The following is a 22,385-nucleotide window of genomic DNA, read 5'->3' as shown; positions in this document are numbered from 1 at the left end:
CCTGATCACCCGCGCGGGCCCGCCTCACCCCGGCGGCTCACCTCTCCAGGAAGGCGAACAGGTCCTCCCAGCGGCGCACGATCTCCTCCGCCGCGTAGCGCTGGATGTTCACCCGGGCCGCCTCGCCCATCGCGTCCCGCATCCCCTTGTCGGACATCAGCGTGTCCATCCGGCGCGCGAGTTCGCCGGTGTTGCCGAGCGTGGCGAGCAGACCGTCCTCGCCGTCGCGGATGATCTCGTGCACGCCCGGCGCGCAGTCGAACGCGGCGCACGGCACCCCCGCCGCCATGGCCTCCATGACGGCCAGCGGGAAGCCCTCGCCGCGCGAGGGCAGCACGAAGACGGAGCTGTCGCGCAGCGCGCCCGGCACATCGCTCGTCGGGCCCATCCAGTCGACGCTGCCGTCGAGGCCCAGCGTGGTGCACCGCTCCTGAAGGATCTCCTCGTCCTCCCCCGTGCCGTAGATCCGCAGCCGCCACTCGGGGTGGTTCGGCGCGACCTCGGCCCAGGCGTCGAGCAGCATGTCGATGCCCTTCTGGTCGTGCAGCCGGCCGATGCTGACGACGGCCCTCTCGGTGCGCGGGGAGGGCGTCTCGGGCATGAACGGGATCGGGTTCGGCATGAAGGAGGCGTTGTTCATGCCCTGTCGGATCCACAGATCGGCGTCCTCCCGGGTGAGCACCAGCATCCGGTCGACGTTCCGGTAGTGCCGCTGCACCCGCCCGAAGCGGGAGGTCTTCCGGCAGTACGCGAACGACTCGTGGCTCATGCCGACGACGAGGAGACCGGTCGTGTCGGCGAGCGCCACCCATTCCATGGCCCACACCTGGGTGACGATCACGACGGCGCCGGGACGCGCGGTCCGGAAGAGCGCGGTCAGCTTGGCGGCCTGCTCCCGCATGCCCTCCGCGCGCGCGGTGCGCCGTCTGCGCTCGGCCACGTTGAGCCGCCCCTTCAGCCCGCGCATGGGTCCGATCTGGGGCGGATGGACGTCGTACAACGTGGTGGTGGGGTACGCCGTCTCGCCCAGCTCCTGCGGGACTTCGGGCTCGGTGATGCCGACGACGTGCACACGGTGGCCGCGCCCGGTGAACAGGCGGGCCATCTGGTGCGACCAACTGGTCACCCCGCCCAGCTCGTCGACGCTGTTGGAGACGATGAAGACATCCCGCGGACGGTCGCTCGTGCCGGTCGCGACGCTTGCCGCCGGCCGCTCGGTCAGCCACGCCTGGTCGGTCATGCACGCCTCCACTGCGCGAAGAACTGGTCGACCACGCTGCGGGCCGAGGTCCCCTTGTCGTACTCCCCGAACTCGGCGGTGAACCGCTCGCGCGCGGCCGCGTACTTGACCGTCTGCTCCTCCAGCGAGCCGAGGACGGCGTGCAGTTCGTCCTCGGTGCGCACCACCGGACCGGGCGCGCGCTCCATCAGGTCGAAGTAGGTGCCACGGCCCTCGTTCACGTACTCGTCGTAGTCGTAGGCGAAGAAGAACATCGGCCGGTCCAGCAGGGCGTAGTCGAACATCACGGACGAGTAGTCGGTGATCAGCCCGTCGGCGAGGGCCAGCAGCGGGGTCATGTCGTGGTGCGCGGTCACGTCGACGACCCGGCCGCGCACGGAGGGCGGCAGCACGACGTGGTTCAGGTAGTGGGAGCGCACGAGGAGGACGTAGCGGTCGCCGAAGGTGTCGGCGAAGCACTCCACGTCGAAGGGCAGTTCGAACCGCCGCGGTGCGCCGCCGTGCTGCCGGAAGGTCGGGGCGTACAGCAGGACCTGCCGGTCGTCGGGGATGCCCAGCTCGGCGGCGAGCGGGCCGCGTACGCGCCGTCCCGACACCTCCTCCCGTTCCCTGGTCCGCACCAGTTCGTCGTTGCGCGGGTAGCCCACCCGTAGGAGGGTCCGTTCCTGGAGCCGGAACGCCCGCGCGAGCGTGCGCACATCGTGCTCGGAGCGGATCAGGAACCGGTCGAAGCGGTCGAGGACCCGCTGCTGGACCTCCTGCTGCGCACGGGACTTGAGTTTCCAGCCCGGTTCGTCGAAGCCCATGCGCTTGAGCGCCGAGCCGTGCCAGGTCTGGATGTACGTCGTCTCCGGGCGTTTGGTCAGCTTCAGCGGATAGCTCTGGTTGTCGACCCAGAACTCGGCCTGGGCAAGTGCCTTGAGATACGGCAGGGACCAGCGGCGTACGAGCGTGGCGTCGGCGGGGAATCCGTCGGGACTGCCCGCGTACGACCAGACGGCCTCGAACCGGAGGTCCTGGCGGCGCATCTCCTCGTAGACGGCCTTGGGGCTGTCGCTGTACTGCCGGCCCAGATGACTCTCGAAGACGACGAGGCCCTTGCGGACGGGCAGCCTGCTGAACACCTCGTGGTACAGCCGGATCTTGGTGTCGCCGGAGGTGAGCCGTTTGCGCAGGGACTTGGCCTTGCGGTAGCGGGACTTGGCGAGTCGGGCGACCTTGCCGTGCACCTGTCTCTGGAGGAGTTCGTTGGCCTTCTTGTCCGGGACCAGCCGGAAGGCGAGGTGGCCGCGCGAGGAGATCACCGGCTCGATGCGGTCGGCCACCAGCCGGGTGAGGCGGGGGCGGACCGGCACCCGGCCGGCGAACGGGCCGGGGCCCGCGGCCGTGAGCCGGGTCGAGGTGCGTGCGCCGTCGACGTCCAGGCGCAGGCGCACGTCCCACACCGCGTCGACGAGGCCCAGCGGCCGCAGGGCCGTCAGGTCCGGCGCGGCCTCCCAGAGAAGGGACTCGCCCTCGTGCCGCACGCTCGCCACGGGGAAGCGGAAGGTCTGGAAGCGCACACCGGCACGGCGCGCGTAGAACTCCAGCTCCGCGGTGAGCCGCGCCCCGGGCGGGACGACACCGAGCGGGTTGACGATGCGCCCGGCGAGGCGCACGGTGCCGCCCGCTCCCCGGGGTCCCTCGTAGTGGGTGAGCGCGTTGCGCAGGAACATCCTCTCGACCGGCCTGGTGTGATAGCCGAATTCGGTGACGTCCAGGACGTGCCGGCCGAACGGGTCGCCGAGATGCTCGGCGCACCAGTACACCCGCCCGTCGCGCTCCACGAGCGAGGAGGAGATCTTGTCACGGTTGGTGAGCGTGTCCACGGCGGGCAGCAGGTTGTCCCAGTCGCCCATCCGGAGGAGATAGGCGCAGATGGCGTGGATGGGTTCGGCCTCGTCGAAGGCGGCCCGGTCGATCGACTCCAGGTACTGCCGCGCGATCCCGGCGAACTCCCGCCGGTACGGCGCGTCGCGCGCGGGCAGCTCCCGCAGGTGCAGCACCAGGTCGTGCTTGAGGAACTTCACGTCCTTGGCGAACTTCAGCTCCAGCATGCCGCGTTCCGCGAGGAGCCGGTCCACCCGGCGGTGGATCTCCATGCGGTGCGCGAAGTTGGCGATCTCGTCGCGCCGGTTGCTGATGGACCGCGCCGCCGTCTCGGCCGGCTTCTCCACGACCCGCCATTCGTAGACCCGGTTGGGGATGAGCGTGATGCGGCGGGCGGCGGCATAGGCCTGCGCGGAGAAGAGCAGGTCCTCGTAGTGAATGCCGACCGGGAACTCCAGCCGTTCGTCGAGCAGGAACCGCCTGCGGTAGCACTTGTTCGTCGACAGGGTGTCGAAGACCATCAGGTCGGGCAGCTCGGTGATCGACTCCAGGGTGCGGGTGCGCTCGTACAGCCAGGGGTACCACTTGACCTGCTTGCGCGTGCGCGAGTCGACGTGCACCCGCACGCACAGGCCGGAGACGAGGTCGGCGCCGGTGGTCTCGGCGGCCTCCAGCATGTTGCGGCAGGCGTTGCGTTCCAGCACGTCGTCGCTGTCGAGGAAGAGGACGTAGTCGCCACGGGCCTCGGCGATGCCGCGATTGCGGGGGGCGCCGCAGCCGCCGCTGTTCTCGGGCAGGCGGAACACGCGGACGCGGTCGGGGTGCTGGGCGGCGAGCAGCCGCGCCGTCTCGTACGAGCCGTCCGTGCTGCGGTCGTCGACGATGACGACCTCGACGCCGTGCAGCGTCTGGTCCAGGACTGAGCGCACAGCCGTGGGCAGTCGGTCGGCGTCGTTGTAGACGATGACGACCACGGAGACGGCGGGGCCGGCCGGCGCGCGACATTGATCCACATTCATCCTATTAATCGTAGACACAATGTCCCGCTGTGCGGCGTTATCGACCGTGCTTCGCGTGTTGGAAGACCCAGGTCCGGTACACCACGAAGCGGAAGGCCGACGCCAGCACGATCGACAGCGCCTTGGCGGCGTTCGAGGCGAGCGGACCGCTCATCCCGAAACTGCGGTAGCCGAGGTAGAACAGGGCGCTCTCCATGGCGACACCGAGACCGCTGAACGCGAAGAAGAGAACGATCTGCCGCGTGGTGCGCGAGGCGCGGTCCCGATAGGCAAAAAACCGGAATCCGAGGTAATTGGTGCCCATGGCGACACAACTGGCGACCACCGTGGCGACCATCGGGGGCCACGCCAGACCGTGCAGCAGCACATTGAAGAAGAGGATGTTGACCGCGACACCGCTGCCGCCGACCACCGAGAACCGGGCCACTTCGAGGGCGAGCCGGCGGGTGCGCACGAACGGCCTGGAGCGGGGAGCGGGCACGGCCGCGACCGGGGCCCGCCGCTCACTGAGTTGCACTGTCACGGGTCCGAGTCCTCCAGCCAGCCGTCGACGATCGGGCCAAACCTAACCCAAATGTCCTATTTAGCATGAATAGGTAAATTCAGGGCCCGATTCCCTTCGGAGGTCGGAAAGAAAAGCCCGATCAGGCCGCGCCGGAAAACACGAACGGGGGCGCCCCGGATCTCGTACGAGATCCGGGGCGCCCCCTCGGCGTATCGCCGTGTCGCCCTACGGCCTGATGGACGGCCTACGAATGCGTCCGCATCAGCGTGCGCATCGTCCGCATCGCCACCGACAGGTTCGCCAGGTCGAACGCGTCCGAGCCCTGGATCTCCTCCAGCGTCGTGCGCGCCCGGCCGAGGATCGCCGCGTTCTTCTCCTCCCAGGCCTTGAAGCGCTGCTCGGGAGTCGCGGAGTCGCTGCCCGCGGCCAGGACGTCCGCCGTCAGGGCCGCGTGCGCCGCGTACAGGTCCTCACGGATCGACGCACGGGCCATGGACTGCCAGCGGTCCGCGCGCGGCAGCTCGATGATGCGGTCCATGAGCTGGGTGATCCCGAGGCGGTCGGCGAGGTCGTAGTACACCTCGGCGACGTCCATCGGGTCCTTGCCCATCCGGTCGGCCACCGCGACGATGTCCAGCGTCGGGAAGGCGGAGGAGAACCCGGCCACCCTGGTGGCCAGTTCGTCCGGGACACCCGCGCCCGTCAGCTCGTCGTAGATCTGCTGGTACCACTCGAGGTCGGCACCGCGCAGCAGCTTCGGCAACTCGGACCAGACCTGCTCGACGCCCTCGCTGAAGAAGCCGATCGTCTCGGCGAGCTGGAGCGGCTGCGGCCGGTTGTTGAGCAGCCAGCGCGTCCCGCGCTCCACCAGACGGCGCGAGTGCAGCCGGATACGGGTCTGGATGTCGGCGGCGACGATGTTGTCGAGCGCCTCCACCGCGTCCCACACCTTGCTCGACTCGAAGATCGCGCGGGCCGCGGTCTGCGCCCGGACGATCTCCTCCAGCGACGCGCCGGTCTCCTCGCGCAGCCGGTGCAGGAAGCTCGTACCGCCCGTGTTGACCGTGTCGTTGACCAGGACGGTCGTGACGATCTCGCGGCGCAGCGCGTGCCCGTCGATCTGCTCACGGAGCTTCTCGCGCAGCGCGCTCGGGAAGTACGCCAGCAGCAGCCGCTCCAGGTGCGGATCGTCCGGCAGCGACGTGGCGAGCAGTTCCTCGGCGACCGTGATCTTCGTGTAGGCGAGGAGGACGGCCGTCTCCGGGCCGGTCAGGCCCAGCCCGGCGACCATCCGTTCCCGGATCTGCCGATCGCTGGGCAGGAACTCCAGCGCCCGGTCGAGGTGGCCCTCGCGCACCAGGTGACGGATGAAGCGCTGCTGGGCGTGGAGCATGCTCGGCGACTGGGCCAGCGCGTTGGCGATCGCCACGTTCTGCGCGTAGTTGTTGCGCAGGACCAGCGCGCCGACCTCGTCGGTCATCTCGGCGAGCAGCTTGTTGCGCTGCTTGACCGTCAGATCGCCGTTGGCCACCACCGCGTTGAGCAGGATCTTGATGTTCACCTCGTGGTCGGAGGTGTCCACGCCCGCGCTGTTGTCGATGGCGTCGGTGTTGATCTTGCCGCCCTGCTGGGCGAACTCGATCCGGCCGAGCTGGGTCAGACCCAGGTTGCCGCCCTCGCCGACGACCTTGACGCGCAGCTCGGCGCCGTCCACGCGGATGGCGTCGTTGGCCTTGTCACCCACGTCGGCGTGCGACTCCGCGGACGACTTCACGTACGTGCCGATGCCGCCGTTCCACAGCAGGTCGACCGGCGCCTGGAAGATCGCCTTCATCAGGTCGGCCGGGGTCATCTTGGCGACGCCCGACTCGATGCCGAGGGCCTCACGGATGTGCGCGTTGACCGGGATGGCCTTGGCGGTGCGCGGGAAGACGCCACCGCCGGCGGAGATCAGCTCGGTGTCGTAGTCGGCCCACGAGGAGCGCGGCAGCTCGAACAGGCGGCGGCGCTCGGCGTACGAGGCCTCCGCGTCCGGGGTCGGGTCGATGAAGATGTGCCGGTGGTCGAACGCGGCGACCAGACGGATGTGCTCGGAGAGCAGCATGCCGTTGCCGAACACGTCACCGGACATGTCGCCGACGCCGACGACCGTGAAGTCCTGCGTCTGGGTGTTCACGCCCAGCTCCCGGAAGTGCCGCTTGACGGACTCCCAGGCGCCGCGGGCGGTGATGCCCATGCCCTTGTGGTCGTAGCCGGCCGAGCCGCCGGAGGCGAAGGCGTCGCCGAGCCAGAAGTTGTAGCTCTCGGCGACCTCGTTGGCGATGTCCGAGAACGTCGCGGTGCCCTTGTCGGCGGCGACGACGAGGTAGGTGTCCTCCCCGTCGTGACGCACCACGTCGACCGGCGGCACGACCTCCCCGCCGACCATGTTGTCGGTGATGTCGAGCAGCGCCGAGATGAAGGTGCGGTAGCTGCGGATGCCCTCGGCGAGCCAGGCGTCGCGGTCCACCGACGGGTCCGGCAGCTGCTTGGCGACGAAGCCGCCCTTGGCGCCGACCGGCACGATGACGGTGTTCTTCACCATCTGCGCCTTGACCAGGCCGAGGATCTCCGTGCGGAAGTCCTCACGGCGGTCGGACCAGCGCAGACCGCCTCGCGCGACCTTGCCGAAGCGCAGGTGCACGCCTTCGACGCGCGGCGAGTACACCCAGATCTCGTACGCCGGCCGCGGCGCCGGGAGGTCCGGGATGGCGGTCGGGTCGAACTTCATCGAGACGTACTCGTGCGGCTTGCCGCCGAGCGCCTCCTGGAAGAAGTTCGTCCGCAGGGTCGCCTTGATGAGGTGCAGGAAGGACCGCAGGATCCGGTCCTCGTCGAGCGAGGCGACCTGGTCGAGCGCGGCGTCCAGCTCCTCCAGCAGGGCGTCGGTCAGCTCGACGCCGGCGCGCTGGCGGTCCGGCGACATCCGCGCCTCGAACAGCGAGACCAGCAGCCGGGTGGTGTGGACGTTGTTGCGGAGGGTGTCCTCCATGTAGTCCTGGCTGAAGGTGGATCCGGCCTGGCGCAGGTACTTCGCGTACGCGCGCAGCACCATCGCCTGCCGCCAGTTCAGCCCGGCGCTGAGCACGAGGGCGTTGAAGCCGTCGTTCTCGGCCTCGCCGGTCCAGGTGGCGGAGAAGGCCTCCTGGAACCGCTCGCGGCCGTCGTCGCCGAGGGCGTCGCCGTTGCCGTTCGCGGACTTGGGCAGGCGCAGCCCGAAGTCGTAGATCCAGGCCGTCGTACGGTCCGAGCAGCGCAGCTCGTACGGGCGCTCGTCGGTGACCTCGACGCCCATGCGGTTGAGGGCCGGGAGGACCGCGGAGAGCGAGACCTGCTCGCCGGTGCGGTAGATCTTGAAACGGCGCTCGCCGGGCGCGGCGCCCACCGGCTCGTACAGGCTGAGTGCGAAGTCCTTGCTCGCGTCCTGCGTGAGCGCCTGGAGGTGGACCAGGTCGGCGACCGCGGCACGCGGGGTGTGGTCGGCCTTGTAGCCCTCGGGGAACGCGTTGCCGTAGCGGCGCAGCAGTTCCGCGGCGCGCTCCTCACCGCACTCGGCGGTCAGGGCCTCCGCGAAGCCGTCGGCCCAGGAGCGGGCGGCCTCGACGAGCCGCGCCTCGATGCGGTCCTTGTCGTTGTCGGACAGCTGCGGCAGCTCGGTGCCCGGCTCGACCCGGACCACGAAGTGCAGCCGGGACAGGATCGACTCGGTGTTCCAGGCCGTGAAGTCGACGCTGGTGCCGTGCAGCTCTTCCTTCAGGATGTCGATGATCCGCAGGCGCACACCGGTGGTGTAGCGGTCGCGCGGCAGGTAGACGAGGGCCGAGTAGTAGCGGCCGTACTCGTCCTGGCGCAGGTAGAGCCGCAGCCGGCGCCGCTCCTGGAGGTACAGGACCGACGTGACGATCGAGCGGAGCTCGTCCACGGGCGTCTGGAACAGCTCGTCGCGCGGGTACGTCTCCAGGATCTGGAGCAGGTCGCGGCCGTCGTGGCTGTTGGGCGAGAAGCCCGCGCCCCTGAGGACCTCCTCGACCTTGCGGCGGATGACGGGCACCCGGCGCACGGACTCGGTGTAGGCGGCGGACGAGAACAGGCCCAGGAAGCGCCGCTCCCCGACCACGTTCCCCTGCTCGTCGAACTTCTTGACGCCGACGTAGTCCAGGTACGACGGACGGTGCACCGTCGCCCGGCTGTTCGCCTTGGTCAGGACCAGCAGCTTGTGCTCGCGGGCCTTGGCGCGCGCGTCGGCGGGCAGCCGCTCGAAGGACGGGCTGACCGGGTGGCTGTCCTCGCCGGCGTGGTGCGGGTCGGAGCGCAGGATGCCGAGGCCGGTGCCCGGCACGGCGGCCAGCGAGTCGTCGCCGCGAAGCTCGTACTCCCGGTACCCCAGGAAGGTGAAGTGGTCGTCCGAGAGCCAGCGCAGCAGCTCACGGGCCTCCTCCACCTCCTGGTCGCGCAGGTCGCCCGCGGTCGGCTCGGCGGGCAGCTCCTCCGCGATGCGCAGCGCGGAGTCGCGCATCTTCTCCCAGTCCTCGACGGCCTCGCGGACGTCGGACAGGACGCGCAGCAGGTCGGACGTGATCTGCTTCAGGTCGGCACGGTCGGTCTCACGGTCGATCTCGACGTGGATCCACGACTCGACGTGCGCGTCGTGCGGCAGCTCCTCGGCGGCCGGACGGGCGGGCAGCACCTCGATGAGCTTGCCGGTCAGATCGCGCCGCACCACGAACTGCGGGTGGATGACGACGTGGATGCCGCGCCCCTGACGGGACAGCTCGTTGGTGACCGAGTCGACGAGGAAGGGCATGTCGTCGGTTACGACCTCGACGACGGAGTGGCTGCAGGTCCAGCCGTTCTCCTCGACGGTCGGCGTGTGGACCCGCACGTTGGCCGTGCCCTGTGGGCGGTTCTCGGCCAGCCGGTAGTGCGAGAAGGCGGCTCCGAAGACGTCGACCGGGTCACGGTCGGCGAGGTCCTCCGGGGCTGTGTGCAGGTAGTAGCGCTGGAGGAACGCGAGCACGGTGTCCCGGTCGGGGGTGCCCTCGCCCGTCGTCCCAGTCGGTAGGTGCCCCCCGACCGGGCTGTTCTCAGCTACCCGGGCGGCCCGTTCGAGCAGCTCGGCCTTGGCTTCGTCCAGCTTGGTCTGCATTGTCCTCTGGCTCCTGTCGCGCGCCGTTGCGTGACGTTGATGGAAGTACGGTCTCGGTGCTTCCGGCGTGACGCCGTGACGCGGGGTGTCCGGTCAGGTCCGACGCTATGCCGCAAGATGAGATGGGCGGGAGGTTATCGGTCATTCTCGACACCGCCGGGGGCTGTGACACCGCTCTCGTCGGCGTCCGTTCCCGCGGCGTCCTCGACGTACGGAGGGCACGCGGCCCGCTCGCCGTCGTCCTGTCCCGCCCGCGAAGATCAGCGATTGCCGCCCGGTCACGGATGTGGTCCGTGCTCTCCGGGCGCGGGGCAGGGGCGACGATGCCCCCGCGAGATATCGCGCTGATCACGCCACAAGGCTATCGCCCCCTACCCCGCACCCGTCATGAGCCGTATGTGTACAAAACCGGGGGTGGAACTTTGACAGTATGCACAGGGACGAAAGGGGCGAGGGCATGCAGTGGGGGCGGAGACGGGGGTGACCGGCCGGGCTCCGGGACGCCTCCGCGCGGCCGGAAACGCACCCCCGGCACGCGGCCGGAAACGCGCCGGTGCCCTCTTGGCACGGCCCCCCTTCGGCTCCACGCTGTCAGGACGGCCGCCGGGGACGGCAGCACAATGGACGTGGGACATGGCTGACGCACGACTCGGACACGGCGAGGGGAGCGGCCGACATGACTACGAAGATCCTGATCGTCACGGGCGACGCGGCGGAGTCGCTGGAGGTCCTGTACCCCTACCAGCGCCTGCGCGAGGAGGGCTACGAGGTCGACATCGCCGCCCCCACCCGCAAGCAGCTCCGGTTCGTGGTCCACGACTTCGAACCCGGCTTCGACACCTACACGGAGAAACCCGGCTACACCTGGCCCGCCGACCTCGCCTTCGCCGAGGTCGAGCCCAGCCGGTACGCCGCTCTCGTCATCCCCGGCGGGAGGGCGCCGGAGTACCTCCGCAACGACCCGGAACTCCGCAAGATCCTCAAGTCCTTCTTCGACACCGACAAGCCGGTGGCCCAGATCTGCCACGGGCCCCTGCTGACGGCCGCCGTGGACGGACTGCGCGGGCGGCGGGTCACGGCGTATCCCGCGCTGGAGCTCGACATGCAGGCGGCCGGGGCGACCTTCCAGGACGCGGAGGCCGTGGTCGACGGCACCCTGGTCTCCTCCCGCGCCTGGCCGGACCACTCCAGCTGGATGCGGGAGTTCCTGAAGGTGCTGCGCGCGAAGGCACCGGCGAGCTGAACGGGGACCGACGGGGCGGAGCCCTGCGGGGGTCCCGACCGATCCGGCCGATCCGGCCGATCCCGGCAGGCCAGCCGATCCGGCAGGGCCGCAGAGCGGACCGCGGCGGCGCCCGCGGTCGTGGGGAACCCCGGCAGGAGTGTGCCGGCCGGCCCCGGCCGGGATCACGGTCGATGACGCCGGGAGCGGCCGTCGGCTGCGTCCTGCGGGCCGTACCGGGGTGAGACCGGCCCGGGGGCGCCGACGGCTGCCGGGCCCGCCCGTGAGGGCGTGGGCAGGACACCTGCGGGCGCGTGGGCAGGACACCTGCGGGCGCGTGGGCAGGACACCTGCGGGCGCGTAGGCCGTCGGTGCCGCCGTCACCGACGATCGCGCCGTGGATGCCGGGGCTGACACTCAGGGGCCCGGCGAGGCCCGCTCCCGGTCCCGGTCGGAGGCCGCCAGCCGCTGCACTTCCCGTGCCGGACACCCTCCGGCTGCCCTCCCGGGCCCGGCGAGGCCTGCTCCCGGCGCCCGTCAGGCCGCCAGCCGCTGCGCTTCCTCGACGGCCTCGGCCAGGCTGTCCACCACGGGCACGCCGACCTCCTCCAGGCTGGCGCGGCTGTGCGAGCCGCCGGTGTAGAGCACGGCCCCCGCGCCCACGCTCCGGGCGGCGAGCGCGTCGTCGGCCGCGTCGCCGATCACCACGACGCGGGACGGCTCGACACCGGAGAGCGCACCCACGTGCCGCACCATGTGCTCGGCCTTGCTGCCGCCGGACGGTCCGGTCCGCCCGTCGACCCGCATGAAGTGCGACTCGATGCCGAATCCCCGGACCAGCGGGACCAGTTCGTCGTGCACGTACATGCTGAGGATCGACTGGCTGCGCCCCGCCGACCGCCACCCCGCGAGCAGCTCGGTCGCGCCCTCGGTGAGCCCGCACGCGACGCGGTGCTCCGCGTAGTACCGGTGGAAGGTCTCGTCCATGATCTGCCACTCGACGTCCGTGGGCAGCCGGCCCATCAGCCGTTCGTAGAACTTCGGCACCGGCACGCAGTACAGCGCTCGGTACCGCTCCAGCGTGATCGGCTCCAGCCCCAGCTCGGCGAAGGCCGCGTTCGTCGCGCCGATGATCGCCTCATTGTCGTGGAACAGCGTGCCGTTCCAGTCCCAGACGATGTGCGCAGCTCCGTGCATCCCCATACCAAGAACGTACCTGCCACCACCGACATCGCGCCCCCGACTTACGCGAGGGCCGCACCGCGGGCGGGCGTCAGTCGCCCTGCCCCACCAGGTTGGGGATCTCCTGCGTGGCGAACCACAGCAGCTCGTGGTCCTCGGCTCCGTCGACGACGAACTGGGCGTCGTCGTCCCCCATGTCCGCCGCGCCGAGCGCCTGGGCCGCCGCGGCGACGTCCGCCTCCGCGTCGTCCGCGTCGACGTGCACGGCCGCCGCCTTGGCCAGCGTCACGGCCTGGGAGACCCGTACCTCGCCGAGCGCCGCGGGGTCGAGCCCCCGGTCGGGGTCGGCGACGGCGGCCCGGTCCGGCACGTCCACCGCGACGACGACCCGCCGCCGTACGGCACCCGGGTCGACGGCGATCAGCCGCAGCGAGGCCAGCGCGGCACGGCTCAGCGCCGCGTACTCCAGCTCCTCGATGTCCTCGGAGAGGTACCACTCGCGCAGCGCGGGCGTCACGGCGTACGCGACGAACGGTCCCGCCGCCAGCTCCCCCGTCTTGTACGCCTCGGCGAGACCGGAGAGGGTCAGGGGGACGTAGACGCGCATGGCTGCCACTTTCGTCGTCGGACTGCGAGGAGGGCGGTCCTCCGGAGAGGGGGTGAACGCCTCCCGGAAGGGCCTTCAGGATACGTGCGGGCGTCCCCTTTCGAGTCCCCGGAGGCACCCTCCACGACGTCCACCCCGGGCCCCGGATTCACCCGGCACTCCCCCGTGCCGACAGGGCCGACGTCCACCGGACACCCCTGATAGGTGAACCTCCCGGGCCGCCGCGACACGCGCACCGCTTCGTTGCGATGGCCTTCCCCCGCCCCGTACAAGATCCCCAGCACGCAAGTTACCGCCCGGTATCGACCGGGCCCCAGCGACCGGGGACGACGCATGAACAAGGTGATGACCAGGACGAAGCGCCACCCGGGCACCCGCCCGCCGGGTCGCCAGGACACCCGCGGGCCGGGTGGCACGCCGCCCCGGGCGCCGGGTGCGCCCCGCAGGACACCGAGCGGCAGCCCGCCACCACCGCCGCCGGGCACGGGCCGCACCCTCCCGGCGCCCCCGGGCACGGGAGGCCCCCGTCCGACAGCGCCGGGCGCGTCCCCGCGCACCTCGCCGCCGGGCACGTCCTCTCGCACGTCGGCTCCGGGCACGCCCCCACGAACGTCGGAGACGGGCACGTACTCCCGTTCCGCCCCGGCGGTCCACCCAGGGCCGCGTACGGCGCCCGCTCGCGGCCGTACGGCGACGGCCGGCGGCGCCCCGGTGACGGCACCGGGCGGCGCCGTGCCTCCCGGCGCGCCCGTCCGCGGCCCCGGACGGACCGCTCCGCAGCCGCGGCCCACGGACCTCTTCGCGGAGCGCCTCGTGGCCGTGCTGAGCGGCCGGCGTCCCGTGCACTGCATGCTGCGCCACACCGTGGGCCGCGCCTACGACGAGCTGGCCTGGCTCGCCGAACGCGGCCCCCTGCGTACCCGCGGCACCCAGCCCGTCGTCCGCGACATCGGCTACTACGTGCCGCGTCGCGGCGCCATCGAGGCGTTCGCCCGGATCGGCGCCGGTGACCGGCTGCGCGCCATGGCCTTCCGCCTGGAGCAGGGCCCCGACCTCCGCTGGCGCTGCACGGCGGTCGAACTGGGCGGCCCCCGCATGCCCCACGACTGAGCCCGCCGCACACCCGGGCGCCGCGAAGGGCCCCTGGCGCGGCGGTGCCCCGGGGCAACGCGAAGGGCCGGGCACCCCGAGGTGCCCGGCCCTTTCACGCACGGTCGGCGCGCGCGGCGAACGTCACTTCCTGCGGCGACGCGCACCCTTCTGCTGCTTGCGGCGCTCCGCGCGCGTGAGGCCGTCGGCCTCGGAGCGCACGGGCTCGTCGTCGTTGGTGAAGTCGCCCTCGACGATGCCTCCTTCGCCGTCCACGGTCGGCGCGGAGAAGTGCAGCCGGTCTCGTCGCTGCGGGGCGTCGAGGCCCTTGGCGCGGATCTCCGGACGCGCACCGGCGGGGACGACGTCCTCCTTGTCGAGGGACGGCGCGGTGTCCTCGACCGGGACCTCCTCGACCTGCTGCTCGACCTGGACCTCCAGGTTGAACAGGTATCCGACGGACTCCTCCTTGATGCCGTCCATCATGGCGCTGAACATGTCGAAGCCCTCACGCTGGTACTCGACCAGCGGGTCCTTCTGCGCCATGGCGCGCAGGCCGATGCCCTCCTGGAGGTAGTCCATCTCGTAGAGGTGCTCACGCCACTTCCGGTCCAGGACCGACAGCACGACCCGGCGCTCCAGCTCACGCATGATCTCGGAGCCGAGCTGGCCCTCGCGGGACTCGTACTGCTCGTGGATGTCGTCCTTGATGGACTCGGAGATGAACTCGGCGGTCAGACCGGCGCGGTCACCGGCCGCCTCCTCAAGCTCGTCGATGGTGACCTTCACCGGGTAGAGCTGCTTGAAGGCGCCCCACAGCCGGTCCAGGTCCCACTCCTCGGCGAAGCCCTCGGCGGTCTCGGCCGCGATGTACGCGTCGATCGTGTCGTCCATGAAGTGCTGGATCTGCTCGTGCAGGTCCTCGCCCTCCAGGACGCGGCGGCGCTCGCCGTAGATGACCTCGCGCTGGCGGTTGAGGACCTCGTCGTACTTCAGGACGTTCTTGCGGGTCTCGAAGTTCTGCTGCTCGACCTGCGACTGGGCCGACGCGATCGCGCGCGTGACCATCTTGTTCTCGATCGGCACGTCGTCGGGGACGTTGGCCATCGACATGACGCGCTCGACCATCTGCGCCTTGAAGAGCCGCATCAGGTCGTCGCCGAGCGACAGGTAGAAGCGGGACTCGCCCGGGTCGCCCTGACGGCCGCTACGACCGCGCAGCTGGTTGTCGATGCGGCGCGACTCGTGCCGCTCGGTGCCGAGGACGTAGAGCCCGCCGAGGTCCTTGACCTCCTGGAACTCGGCCCGCACGGCCTTCTCGGCCCGCTCCAGGGCGTCCGGAAGCGCGGCGGCCCACTCCTCGATGTGCTCCTCCGGGTCGAGGCCGCGCTGGCGCAGCTCCGCCTCGGCGAGGTCGTCGGGGTTGCCGCCGAGCTTGATGTCGGTACCACGACCGGCCATGTTCGTGGCCACGGTCACGGCGCCCTTGCGGCCGGCCTGGGCGACGATCGTCGCCTCCCGGTCGTGCTGCTTGGCGTTCAGCACTTCGTGCTGGATGCCGCGCTTGCTGAGCTGCTGCGAGAGGTACTCGGACTTCTCGACGGACGTCGTGCCGACGAGGATCGGCTGGCCCTTCTCGTGCTTCTCGGCGATGTCGTCGACCACCGCGTCGAACTTGGCGACCTCGGTGCGGTAGATCAGGTCGGACTGGTCCTTGCGGACCATCGGCTTGTTGGTCGGGATCGGGACGACGCCGAGCTTGTAGATCTGGTGGAACTCGGCGGCCTCGGTCATCGCCGTACCGGTCATGCCGGAGAGCTTGCTGTAGAGGCGGAAGAAGTTCTGCAGGGTGATCGTGGCGAGCGTCTGGTTCTCGTCCTTGATGTCCACCCCTTCCTTCGCCTCGATCGCCTGGTGCATGCCCTCGTTGTAGCGGCGGCCGGCGAGGATACGGCCGGTGTGCTCGTCGACGATCATGACTTCGCCGTCGATGACGACGTAGTCCTTGTCCTTCTTGAAGAGTTCCTTGGCCTTGATGGCGTTGTTCAGGTAACCGACGAGCGGCGTGTTCACCGACTCGTAGAGGTTGTCGATGCCCAGCCAGTCCTCGACCTTGGAGACGCCGGACTCGTGGATGGCGACGGTGCGCTTCTTCTCGTCGACCTCGTAGTCGCCGGTCTCCTCGATGCCCTTGAGGGGGTTGCCGGCCTCGCCCTTCTTGAGGCGGATGACCAGCTTGGCGAAGTCGCCGTACCACTTGGTGGCCTGGTCGGCCGGGCCGGAGATGATCAGCGGCGTACGGGCCTCGTCGACGAGGATGGAGTCGACCTCGTCGACCACCGCGAAGTTGTGTCCGCGCTGCACCAGTTCGTCCTGCGACCACGCCATGTTGTCGCGGAGGTAGTCGAAGCCGAACTCGTTGTTCGTGCCGTAGGTGATGTCGCACGCGTACTGCTCGCGGCGCTGGGCCGGCGTCATGTTGGCGAGGATGCAACCGACGGTCAGGCCCAGGAACTTGTGGACGCGGCCCATCATCTCGGAGTCGCGCTCGGCCAGGTAGTCGTTGACCGTGATCAGGTGGACGCCTTCTCCGGAGAGGGCGTTCAGATACGTGGGCAGCGTGCCGACGAGCGTCTTGCCCTCACCGGTCTTCATCTCGGCCACGTAGCCGAGGTGGAGCGCGGCGCCGCCCATCAGCTGCACGTCGTAGTGACGCTGGCCCAGGACGCGCTTGGCCGCCTCGCGGACGGTCGCGAACGCCTCGGGCAGCAGGTCGTCGAGGCTTTCGCCGTCGGCGTACCGCTGCTTGTACTCATCGGTGAGGGCCCGCAGCTCGGCGTCGGAGAGGTCGACGAAGTCCTCTTCGATGGAGTTGACCTGGTCCGCGATGCGGTGCAGCTTGCGCAGGATCTTGCCTTCGCCTGCACGCATGATCTTCGAGAGGACGGACACGGGGGTTTGTCTCCTTGCCGGTCGGGCCTGGGACGGTCGGTTTCACTGAAACTTACAAATCACAGCTTGAGCAACGGCCATCGTAAGCGAGGACCACACCGCGCCGGGAGGTCTGCCCGCGACAGCCACTAGGACAACGGACGGGGGTTGCCGAAGGTGCCGCGTTCGCTCGTCGAAAAGTAACCGGCCGCTCACTCACGGCAAAGGGATGGCGCCCCTCCGGCCTCCCCGAGCAGAATCGCCCGATGGACCCCGTCACCCTGACCACCGACCGTCTTGTGCTGCGCACCGTGGGCCCGCACGACACCGACGCCGTGTACGAGGCCGCCCAGGATCCGGACATCCAGCGCTGGACCACCATCCCGTCGCCGTATCTGCGCGAGCACGCGGCGGGCTTCACCGACCAGATGGTGCCGGACGGCTGGGCGGACGGCTCCATGTTCACCTTCGGTGTCTTCCTCCCCTCCGGCGAACTGGTGGGCATGCTCGGCATCACGATGCGTTCCCTCGGCGTCGGCGAGGTCGGTTTCTGGGCGACGAAGGAGCACCGCGGCCGCGGCTACATCACCGAGGCCACCGTCGCCGCCTCCCGCTGGGCCTTCACGGATCTGTCCGTCGACCGCGTCGAATGGCGCGCCGAGGTCGGCAACGCCGGCTCCCGCGCCGTCGCCGAACGCGCCGGCTTCGTCATCGAGGGCACCCTCCGCTCCGCCATCAACAACAAGGGCGTACGGCGCGACTGCTGGGTCGGCTCGTTGCTCCCCTCGGACCTGGGCCTGCCCTCGACGGCCCCGTACCTGCCGGCCCCCGACCGCCCGTCGGGGGTCTGAGGGCCGGCGCGGCCCGGCGCGCCTCGGCCTCCTCGGCCTCCTCGGCCTCCTCGGTCCGAGGCGAGCCGGCCCGGGGCCCACTGTCAGTGGCACCGCCTACCGTGTGGGCATGACGAGCCTCCCGCGTCCCATCGCAGAACTCTCCGCCGACGAAGCCCGCCGCATCGCCCTGCGGGCCCAAGGCTTCATGGGAGCGCCGGACCGCAGGTCCGGCGTCCGCGGAGTCCTGCGACACCTGGGCGCGGTCCAGCTCGACACCATCTCCGTGCTCGCCCGCTCCCACGAGCTCGTGCCGTACGCGCGTCTCGGCGCCGTGGGCCGCAAGACGGTCGACTCGGCCTACTGGACGGGCACGCACGCCTTCGAGTACTGGTCGCACGCCGCCTGCATCCTCCCCGTCGAGGAGTGGCCCCACTTCGCGTTCCGCCGCCGCGCCTACCGCTCCCGCCCGCACTGGAACCACGCCCTGCCTGACGGCACGTACGACCAGGTGATCAAGCAGCTTCGGGCGGAAGGCCCGCTCACCGCCACGGATCTGGGCGGCGCGAAGAAGACCAGCGAGTGGTGGGACTGGTCGGGCACCAAGGTCGCCGTCGAGCGCGCGCTGATGTACGGCGAGGTGGTGTGCACGGAGCGGCGCGGCTGGAAGCGGGTGTACGACCTCGCGGAGCGCGCCATCCCGGACGAGCTGCTGCACGACGAGCTGGACGACGCGGAGTGCCTGCGCCGTCTCGTCCGTCTCGCGGGCCAGTCCCTCGGCGTCGGCACGCGCGCGGACATCGCCGACTACCACCGCCTCAAGGGTGAGCAGGTCGACGCGGTGATCGCGGACTCGGGCCTGGTCCCGGTGAAGGTGGAGGGCTGGGGCAAGCCGGCGCAGGGCAGGAGCGGCGCGAGCCAGGCCGGCCGGACGGCGGCGGACGCGTGGGCGGACCCGGCGGCCCTGGAGACGGCCCCTCGCGGCCGCCACCGCACCACGCTGCTGTCGCCGTTCGACTCGCTCATCTGGGAGCGGGCGCGCACCGAGCGGATCTTCGGCTTCACCCACCGCCTGGAGGCGTACACGCCCAAGCCGAAGCGGGTGTACGGCTATTTCGCGATGCCGGTGCTCGCCGGTGGCCGTCTGGTCGGCCGTGTGGACCCCGCCCGGGAGGGCCGCACCCTGGTCGCCAAGCAGGTCGGCCTCGACGGCCCCAAGGCAGTCCCCGCGGTCGCCCAGGCCCTGATGGAGGCGGCGAGCTGGGTCGACTGCACGGACGTACGAGTGGAGCGGGTGGACTCTCCGGAGCTTCGCGAGCCGCTCGCCCGGGAGCTGGCGCGCGCCCTGGGATGACAGGGGACCGTCCCGCGTGATCACGGCGGGCCCTGGCGGAAGCCGGCGGCTCCGCCGGGACCGGGGCCGGTCGGGCGGTCACGCGGTCACGCGGTCACGCGGTCACGCGGTCAGCGGATTTCGAGGATCTTCTCCCGCATCGCGTACACCACGGCCTCCATCCGGGAGTGCAGCTGGAGCTTCTCCAGGATGTTGCGCACGTGGTTCTTGACCGTGTTCTCGGAGATGAACAACTCCTTGGCGATGTCCCGGTTGTTCATTCCCGTGGCGACGAGCTTGAGTACCTCCAGCTCACGGTCGGTGAGCCGTGGTGCGGGCACCAGGCGGCGCTCGTCGGTGCGCTGGATCATCGACTTGAACTCGGTGAGGAGTTTCGACGCCATCGACGGACTGATCTGCGACTGGCCGTCGGCCACCGCACGAATGGCGGTGGCCACCTCGTCCGTGGAGATCTCCTTGAGGAGATAGCCCGTGGCGCCCGCCTTGATGGCGTCGTAGAGGTCGGCCTCTTCGTCGCTGATCGTGAGCATGATGATCTTCGCGCTGGGGGCGACCTCCTTGATGGAGGTGCACGCCTCGATGCCGCCGCGCTTCGGCATCCGCACGTCCATGAGCACGATGTCGGGCAGCAGGTCGGCCGCCTTGTCGACCGCCTCCGCCCCGTCGCCCGCCTCGCCGACGACCTGGATGTCCTCCTCGGCCGCGAGCACGATCTCCAGACCGCGGCGGAAGAGGGCGTGGTCGTCCACGACGAGGACCCGGATGGGCTCCTTGCGCGAAGAGCCCGCGTCCGGGCCCATGCCGACCACGCCGTCGTCGGCGTCGTCGTCACGCATCGGTCCGAAGCTGTCCGCCATCGTTCCTCCCCCTGAAGGCCGTGGCCTGTGTTCCTGTGCCATCGCCAACCCAAGGCAACGGCCCACCGGTTGGGCCGGTGCGGCCATGATTCCATGCCCGGACGACAGTGCGGTGACAGAGCGGTGCTCCAAGTGGTCGCACACCGGTGCCCCTGGGGGCGCACACGCGCTCCAGGGGCACCGGCTCAGCTGTCACCGGGAGGGTCAGCCGCCGAGCGCACCGCCCGGCGCGTCCGCTCCGGCCTGCGTGACCATGGGGTCCGTGCTGAGGTGGATGACGCCGTAGTCGTACGCGTGCCGTCGGTAGACGACACTGGGCTCCTTCGTCTCGGAGTCGACGAAGAGGTAGAAGTCGTGCCCGACCAGCTCCATCTCGTAGAGCGCCTGGTCGAGCGTCATCGGGGCGGCCACGTGGGTCTTCTCGCGGACGACGAGGGGGCCTTCGCCCATGACCTCGAGCGAGCCGATCTTCTTGGTCGGCACACTGTCCGGTTCCTCCTCGCGGACGACGCTCCCGTTCCCGTTCAGCGTCGCGGCGCCGGGGACGTGGTCGGCGACCTCCGCTGCCGAGATCCTGCCGTTGCCACGGCGGGTGTAGCGCTTGTCGTGCTGCTTGCGCAGCCGTGCCTCGAGTTTGTCCGCCGCCAGATCGAGTGCTGCATACGGGTCGCTCGCCGCTGCCTCCGCCCGGATCACCGGACCGCGGGAGCGGAGGGTGATCTCCACTCGGTCGCAACGGTCGGCCTGTCGGGGGTTGGGCTCCTTGGACACCTCGACGTCGAGGCTGATCACCTTGCCATCGAGCTTCTGGATCTTCTCCAGCTTCAGCTTCTCGGCCACGTGCTTGCGGAACCGCTCGGGCACCTCGGTCTTGCGGCCCTTGACGACGATGTCCACGCAGAACTCCGTTCCCGGATAGCTCCGCTCCACTGGCGGAGCATCTCCCTTTTGCACCCGGCTCCGGTGTCTCCCGGAACCTCGGACTCGGTGACTTTCACCTCCTCCTCCCCCATGGGCAAGATCTCCACCCCACCGATGCGGGTGATTGCCGGAAACCCGCAGCACGGCATTCGGATTAGCGAGGTCCGGCCTGCGCCATTGCCTCACAACCGAACATATCTCGCCCGGACGGATGTCGTCACCCTCTACTGCGGCGTACCTCCGTTCAGGTGAATTGACCGTCTCATTACCTGCAACGATGCAAGTTCTCTGTCAGTTCCGGTTTATTTCGAAAGCGTCCGGTGACGCCGCGATCACGGCCGCGCAGGTCGTGTCGGGCCTCCCGTCCATGACTTCGCCACTACCCGCCATTCGCCGAATCACTTCCGTCAGATCCGCCCCGTCCTCCTCTTCACCCACTTGCCGTACGGCCGATCGAGCCATCCGGACGGCTCGTGCCGCCTCCGCCAACGAGGCGCCCGTCGTCATCAGGTCGTCCACGAGCACCACCGGCCCGCCGTCCACCAGCAGCCGCGCACCTCCGGCGGCCACCTCAAGGGCGCCCGCGAGATTGTCCAGCCGCTGGCGGGAATTGAGTCCCGACTGGTCGGCCACGGCGCGCCGCTGCCGCAGCACGGCCGCCACCCTGGCCGGCGTCCCGGTGCGCCGCAGTTCGCCCGCCGCCGCGAGCGCGATCCGGCGCACCGGATCGTGTCCCCGGGCCCGCACGGCCCGCCGTGACGACGGCACGGGGACGAGGAGGAGCGGCCCGGCTCCCGCGTCGCACGTTTGCCCCTTCCTGCCCCTGAGCCGCCCCTCCGGAGCCGTGTCGCGTGCGCCCGGACCAGCACGTCGCGCGCAGCCCGGCCCTACCCGTACGGCCCCCGCCAGGGCCGCTCCGAGAGGGGCCGCGAGCGCCAGAGCGCCCCTTTCCTTGTGGGCGAGCAACGCTGCCCGCACCTCGTCCTCGTAGGGAGCCGCCGCGTGCACCACGGGCAGCCCGCACGGCTCCGGCACCGGTCGCACCCGGCGCGGTGCGGCCCCGGTCAGGGCGGCACGGCACTCCGGGCAGAGCACCGTACGAGGCCGTCCGCAGCCTCCGCACTCGGCCGGCAGCACCAGGTCGGTGAGGTCCTGCCACCACCCCCGCATGACCACCACTGTGCCAATGCGGGGACTTACCGGCCACCCCTGTGGACAACTCCCTGTGGACAACGCACGCAGGCGCCGGGCGGCGGCCGCCCTGTGCTCGGTGCACGCCGCACGAGCACGAGGCCGAGGACCCGTACGACACGGGGCCTGCCGTTGTACGGCGTACAGGCGTGGCCTGCCGGTGCGCGGCGCAGAAGCGTGACCTGCCGGTGTCCGGAGCACAGGCGTGACCTGCCGCTGCGCGGCGCAGAAGCGCGACCTGCCGGCCGGTACACGTCTGGCGCAGACATGTCGGCGCACGCCGCCGGGCGCAGGCCCGGCGGCTCCGCGCGCGATCGGACGGAGGCGTGCCGGCTCGACGCGCCGGGCGGACGCCGGTCGGCTCGGCGCGGCGGGCGACGGGC

At 70.5% G+C, this 22,385-nt stretch carries 14 protein-coding genes; 4 read left to right on the top strand and 10 right to left on the bottom strand.

The features are described from left to right. Window positions 1–37: 37 nt before the first annotated feature. The 4 genes from ABEB03_RS02885 to ABEB03_RS02870 form a co-directional block, all read right to left on the bottom strand. Entirely contained in the window at window positions 38–1,240 is a 1,203-nt protein-coding gene (locus tag ABEB03_RS02885; protein ID WP_345640687.1) for a glycosyltransferase, read from the bottom strand. After that, window positions 1,237–4,128: a bifunctional glycosyltransferase/CDP-glycerol:glycerophosphate glycerophosphotransferase gene (locus ABEB03_RS02880; RefSeq protein WP_345640684.1), complete on the bottom strand. Its 2,892-nt coding sequence runs from the start codon at window positions 4,126–4,128 to the stop codon at window positions 1,237–1,239. Before ABEB03_RS02880 ends, ABEB03_RS02885 begins: the two co-directional genes overlap by 4 nt. Window positions 4,129–4,165: 37 nt before the next feature. Beyond that, window positions 4,166–4,651, bottom strand: coding sequence for a GtrA family protein (locus ABEB03_RS02875; protein WP_345640681.1), 486 nt, complete (start codon window positions 4,649–4,651; stop codon window positions 4,166–4,168). A gap of 226 nt (window positions 4,652–4,877) precedes the next feature. Continuing rightward, window positions 4,878–9,818 carry an NAD-glutamate dehydrogenase gene (locus ABEB03_RS02870; RefSeq protein WP_345640678.1) on the bottom strand — a complete coding sequence of 1,647 codons (4,941 nt, stop codon included), beginning with the start codon at window positions 9,816–9,818 and terminating at the stop codon, window positions 4,878–4,880. Between the two features lie 676 nt (window positions 9,819–10,494). Between ABEB03_RS02870 and ABEB03_RS02865 the strand changes: the two genes are divergently transcribed. Continuing rightward, window positions 10,495–11,061 carry a DJ-1/PfpI family protein gene (locus tag ABEB03_RS02865; protein WP_345640675.1) on the top strand — a complete coding sequence of 189 codons (567 nt, stop codon included), beginning with the start codon at window positions 10,495–10,497 and terminating at the stop codon, window positions 11,059–11,061. 516 nt (window positions 11,062–11,577) lie between these two features. Here the strand turns inward: ABEB03_RS02865 and ABEB03_RS02860 are convergent. Beyond that, window positions 11,578–12,243 carry an HAD family hydrolase gene (locus ABEB03_RS02860; protein WP_345640672.1) on the bottom strand — a complete coding sequence of 222 codons (666 nt, stop codon included), beginning with the start codon at window positions 12,241–12,243 and terminating at the stop codon, window positions 11,578–11,580. 70 nt (window positions 12,244–12,313) lie between these two features. Beyond that, complete coding sequence (locus tag ABEB03_RS02855; RefSeq protein ID WP_345640669.1) at window positions 12,314–12,829, bottom strand: DUF6912 family protein; 516 nt, start codon at window positions 12,827–12,829, stop codon at window positions 12,314–12,316. Between the two features lie 333 nt (window positions 12,830–13,162). On the opposite strand from ABEB03_RS02855, the gene ABEB03_RS02850 reads away from it, so the two are divergent. After that, window positions 13,163–13,939, top strand: a complete 777-nt coding sequence (locus ABEB03_RS02850) for an Rv3235 family protein (RefSeq protein WP_345640665.1) — start codon at window positions 13,163–13,165, stop codon at window positions 13,937–13,939. Window positions 13,940–14,062: 123 nt separating this feature from the next. On the opposite strand, the gene secA is transcribed toward ABEB03_RS02850, so the two are convergent. Then, on the bottom strand, window positions 14,063–16,870 hold the full coding sequence (gene secA / locus ABEB03_RS02845) for a preprotein translocase subunit SecA (protein WP_345640662.1): 2,808 nt from the start codon (window positions 16,868–16,870) through the stop codon (window positions 14,063–14,065). A gap of 245 nt (window positions 16,871–17,115) precedes the next feature. Here secA and ABEB03_RS02840 point away from each other — a divergent pair, with 245 nt between their 5' ends. Beyond that, window positions 17,116–17,700 (top strand): GNAT family N-acetyltransferase, encoded by a 585-nt coding sequence (locus ABEB03_RS02840; protein ID WP_345640659.1) that lies wholly within the window; start codon window positions 17,116–17,118, stop codon window positions 17,698–17,700. Between the two features lie 109 nt (window positions 17,701–17,809). Next, on the top strand, window positions 17,810–19,033 hold the full coding sequence (locus tag ABEB03_RS02835) for a winged helix-turn-helix domain-containing protein (RefSeq protein ID WP_345640656.1): 1,224 nt from the start codon (window positions 17,810–17,812) through the stop codon (window positions 19,031–19,033). Between the two features lie 110 nt (window positions 19,034–19,143). Here the strand turns inward: ABEB03_RS02835 and ABEB03_RS02830 are convergent, their stop codons facing one another. The 3 genes from ABEB03_RS02830 to ABEB03_RS02820 form a co-directional block, all read right to left on the bottom strand. After that, a complete protein-coding gene (locus tag ABEB03_RS02830) occupies window positions 19,144–19,890 on the bottom strand; it encodes a response regulator transcription factor (RefSeq protein ID WP_345640653.1) in 747 nt (248 codons plus the stop codon). Between the two features lie 204 nt (window positions 19,891–20,094). Then, window positions 20,095–20,787, bottom strand: coding sequence for a ribosome hibernation-promoting factor, HPF/YfiA family (gene hpf / locus ABEB03_RS02825; protein WP_373557551.1), 693 nt, complete (start codon window positions 20,785–20,787; stop codon window positions 20,095–20,097). A 315-nt stretch (window positions 20,788–21,102) separates the two neighbouring features. Next, window positions 21,103–21,981: a ComF family protein gene (locus ABEB03_RS02820; RefSeq protein ID WP_345640646.1), complete on the bottom strand. Its 879-nt coding sequence runs from the start codon at window positions 21,979–21,981 to the stop codon at window positions 21,103–21,105. Between the last annotated feature and the right edge of the window lie 404 nt (window positions 21,982–22,385).

The organism is Streptomyces siamensis (assembly GCF_039543605.1).
Classification (GTDB): Bacteria; Actinomycetota; Actinomycetes; order Streptomycetales; family Streptomycetaceae; genus Streptomyces; species Streptomyces siamensis.
This window is presented reverse-complemented; position numbering and strand designations above follow the sequence as displayed.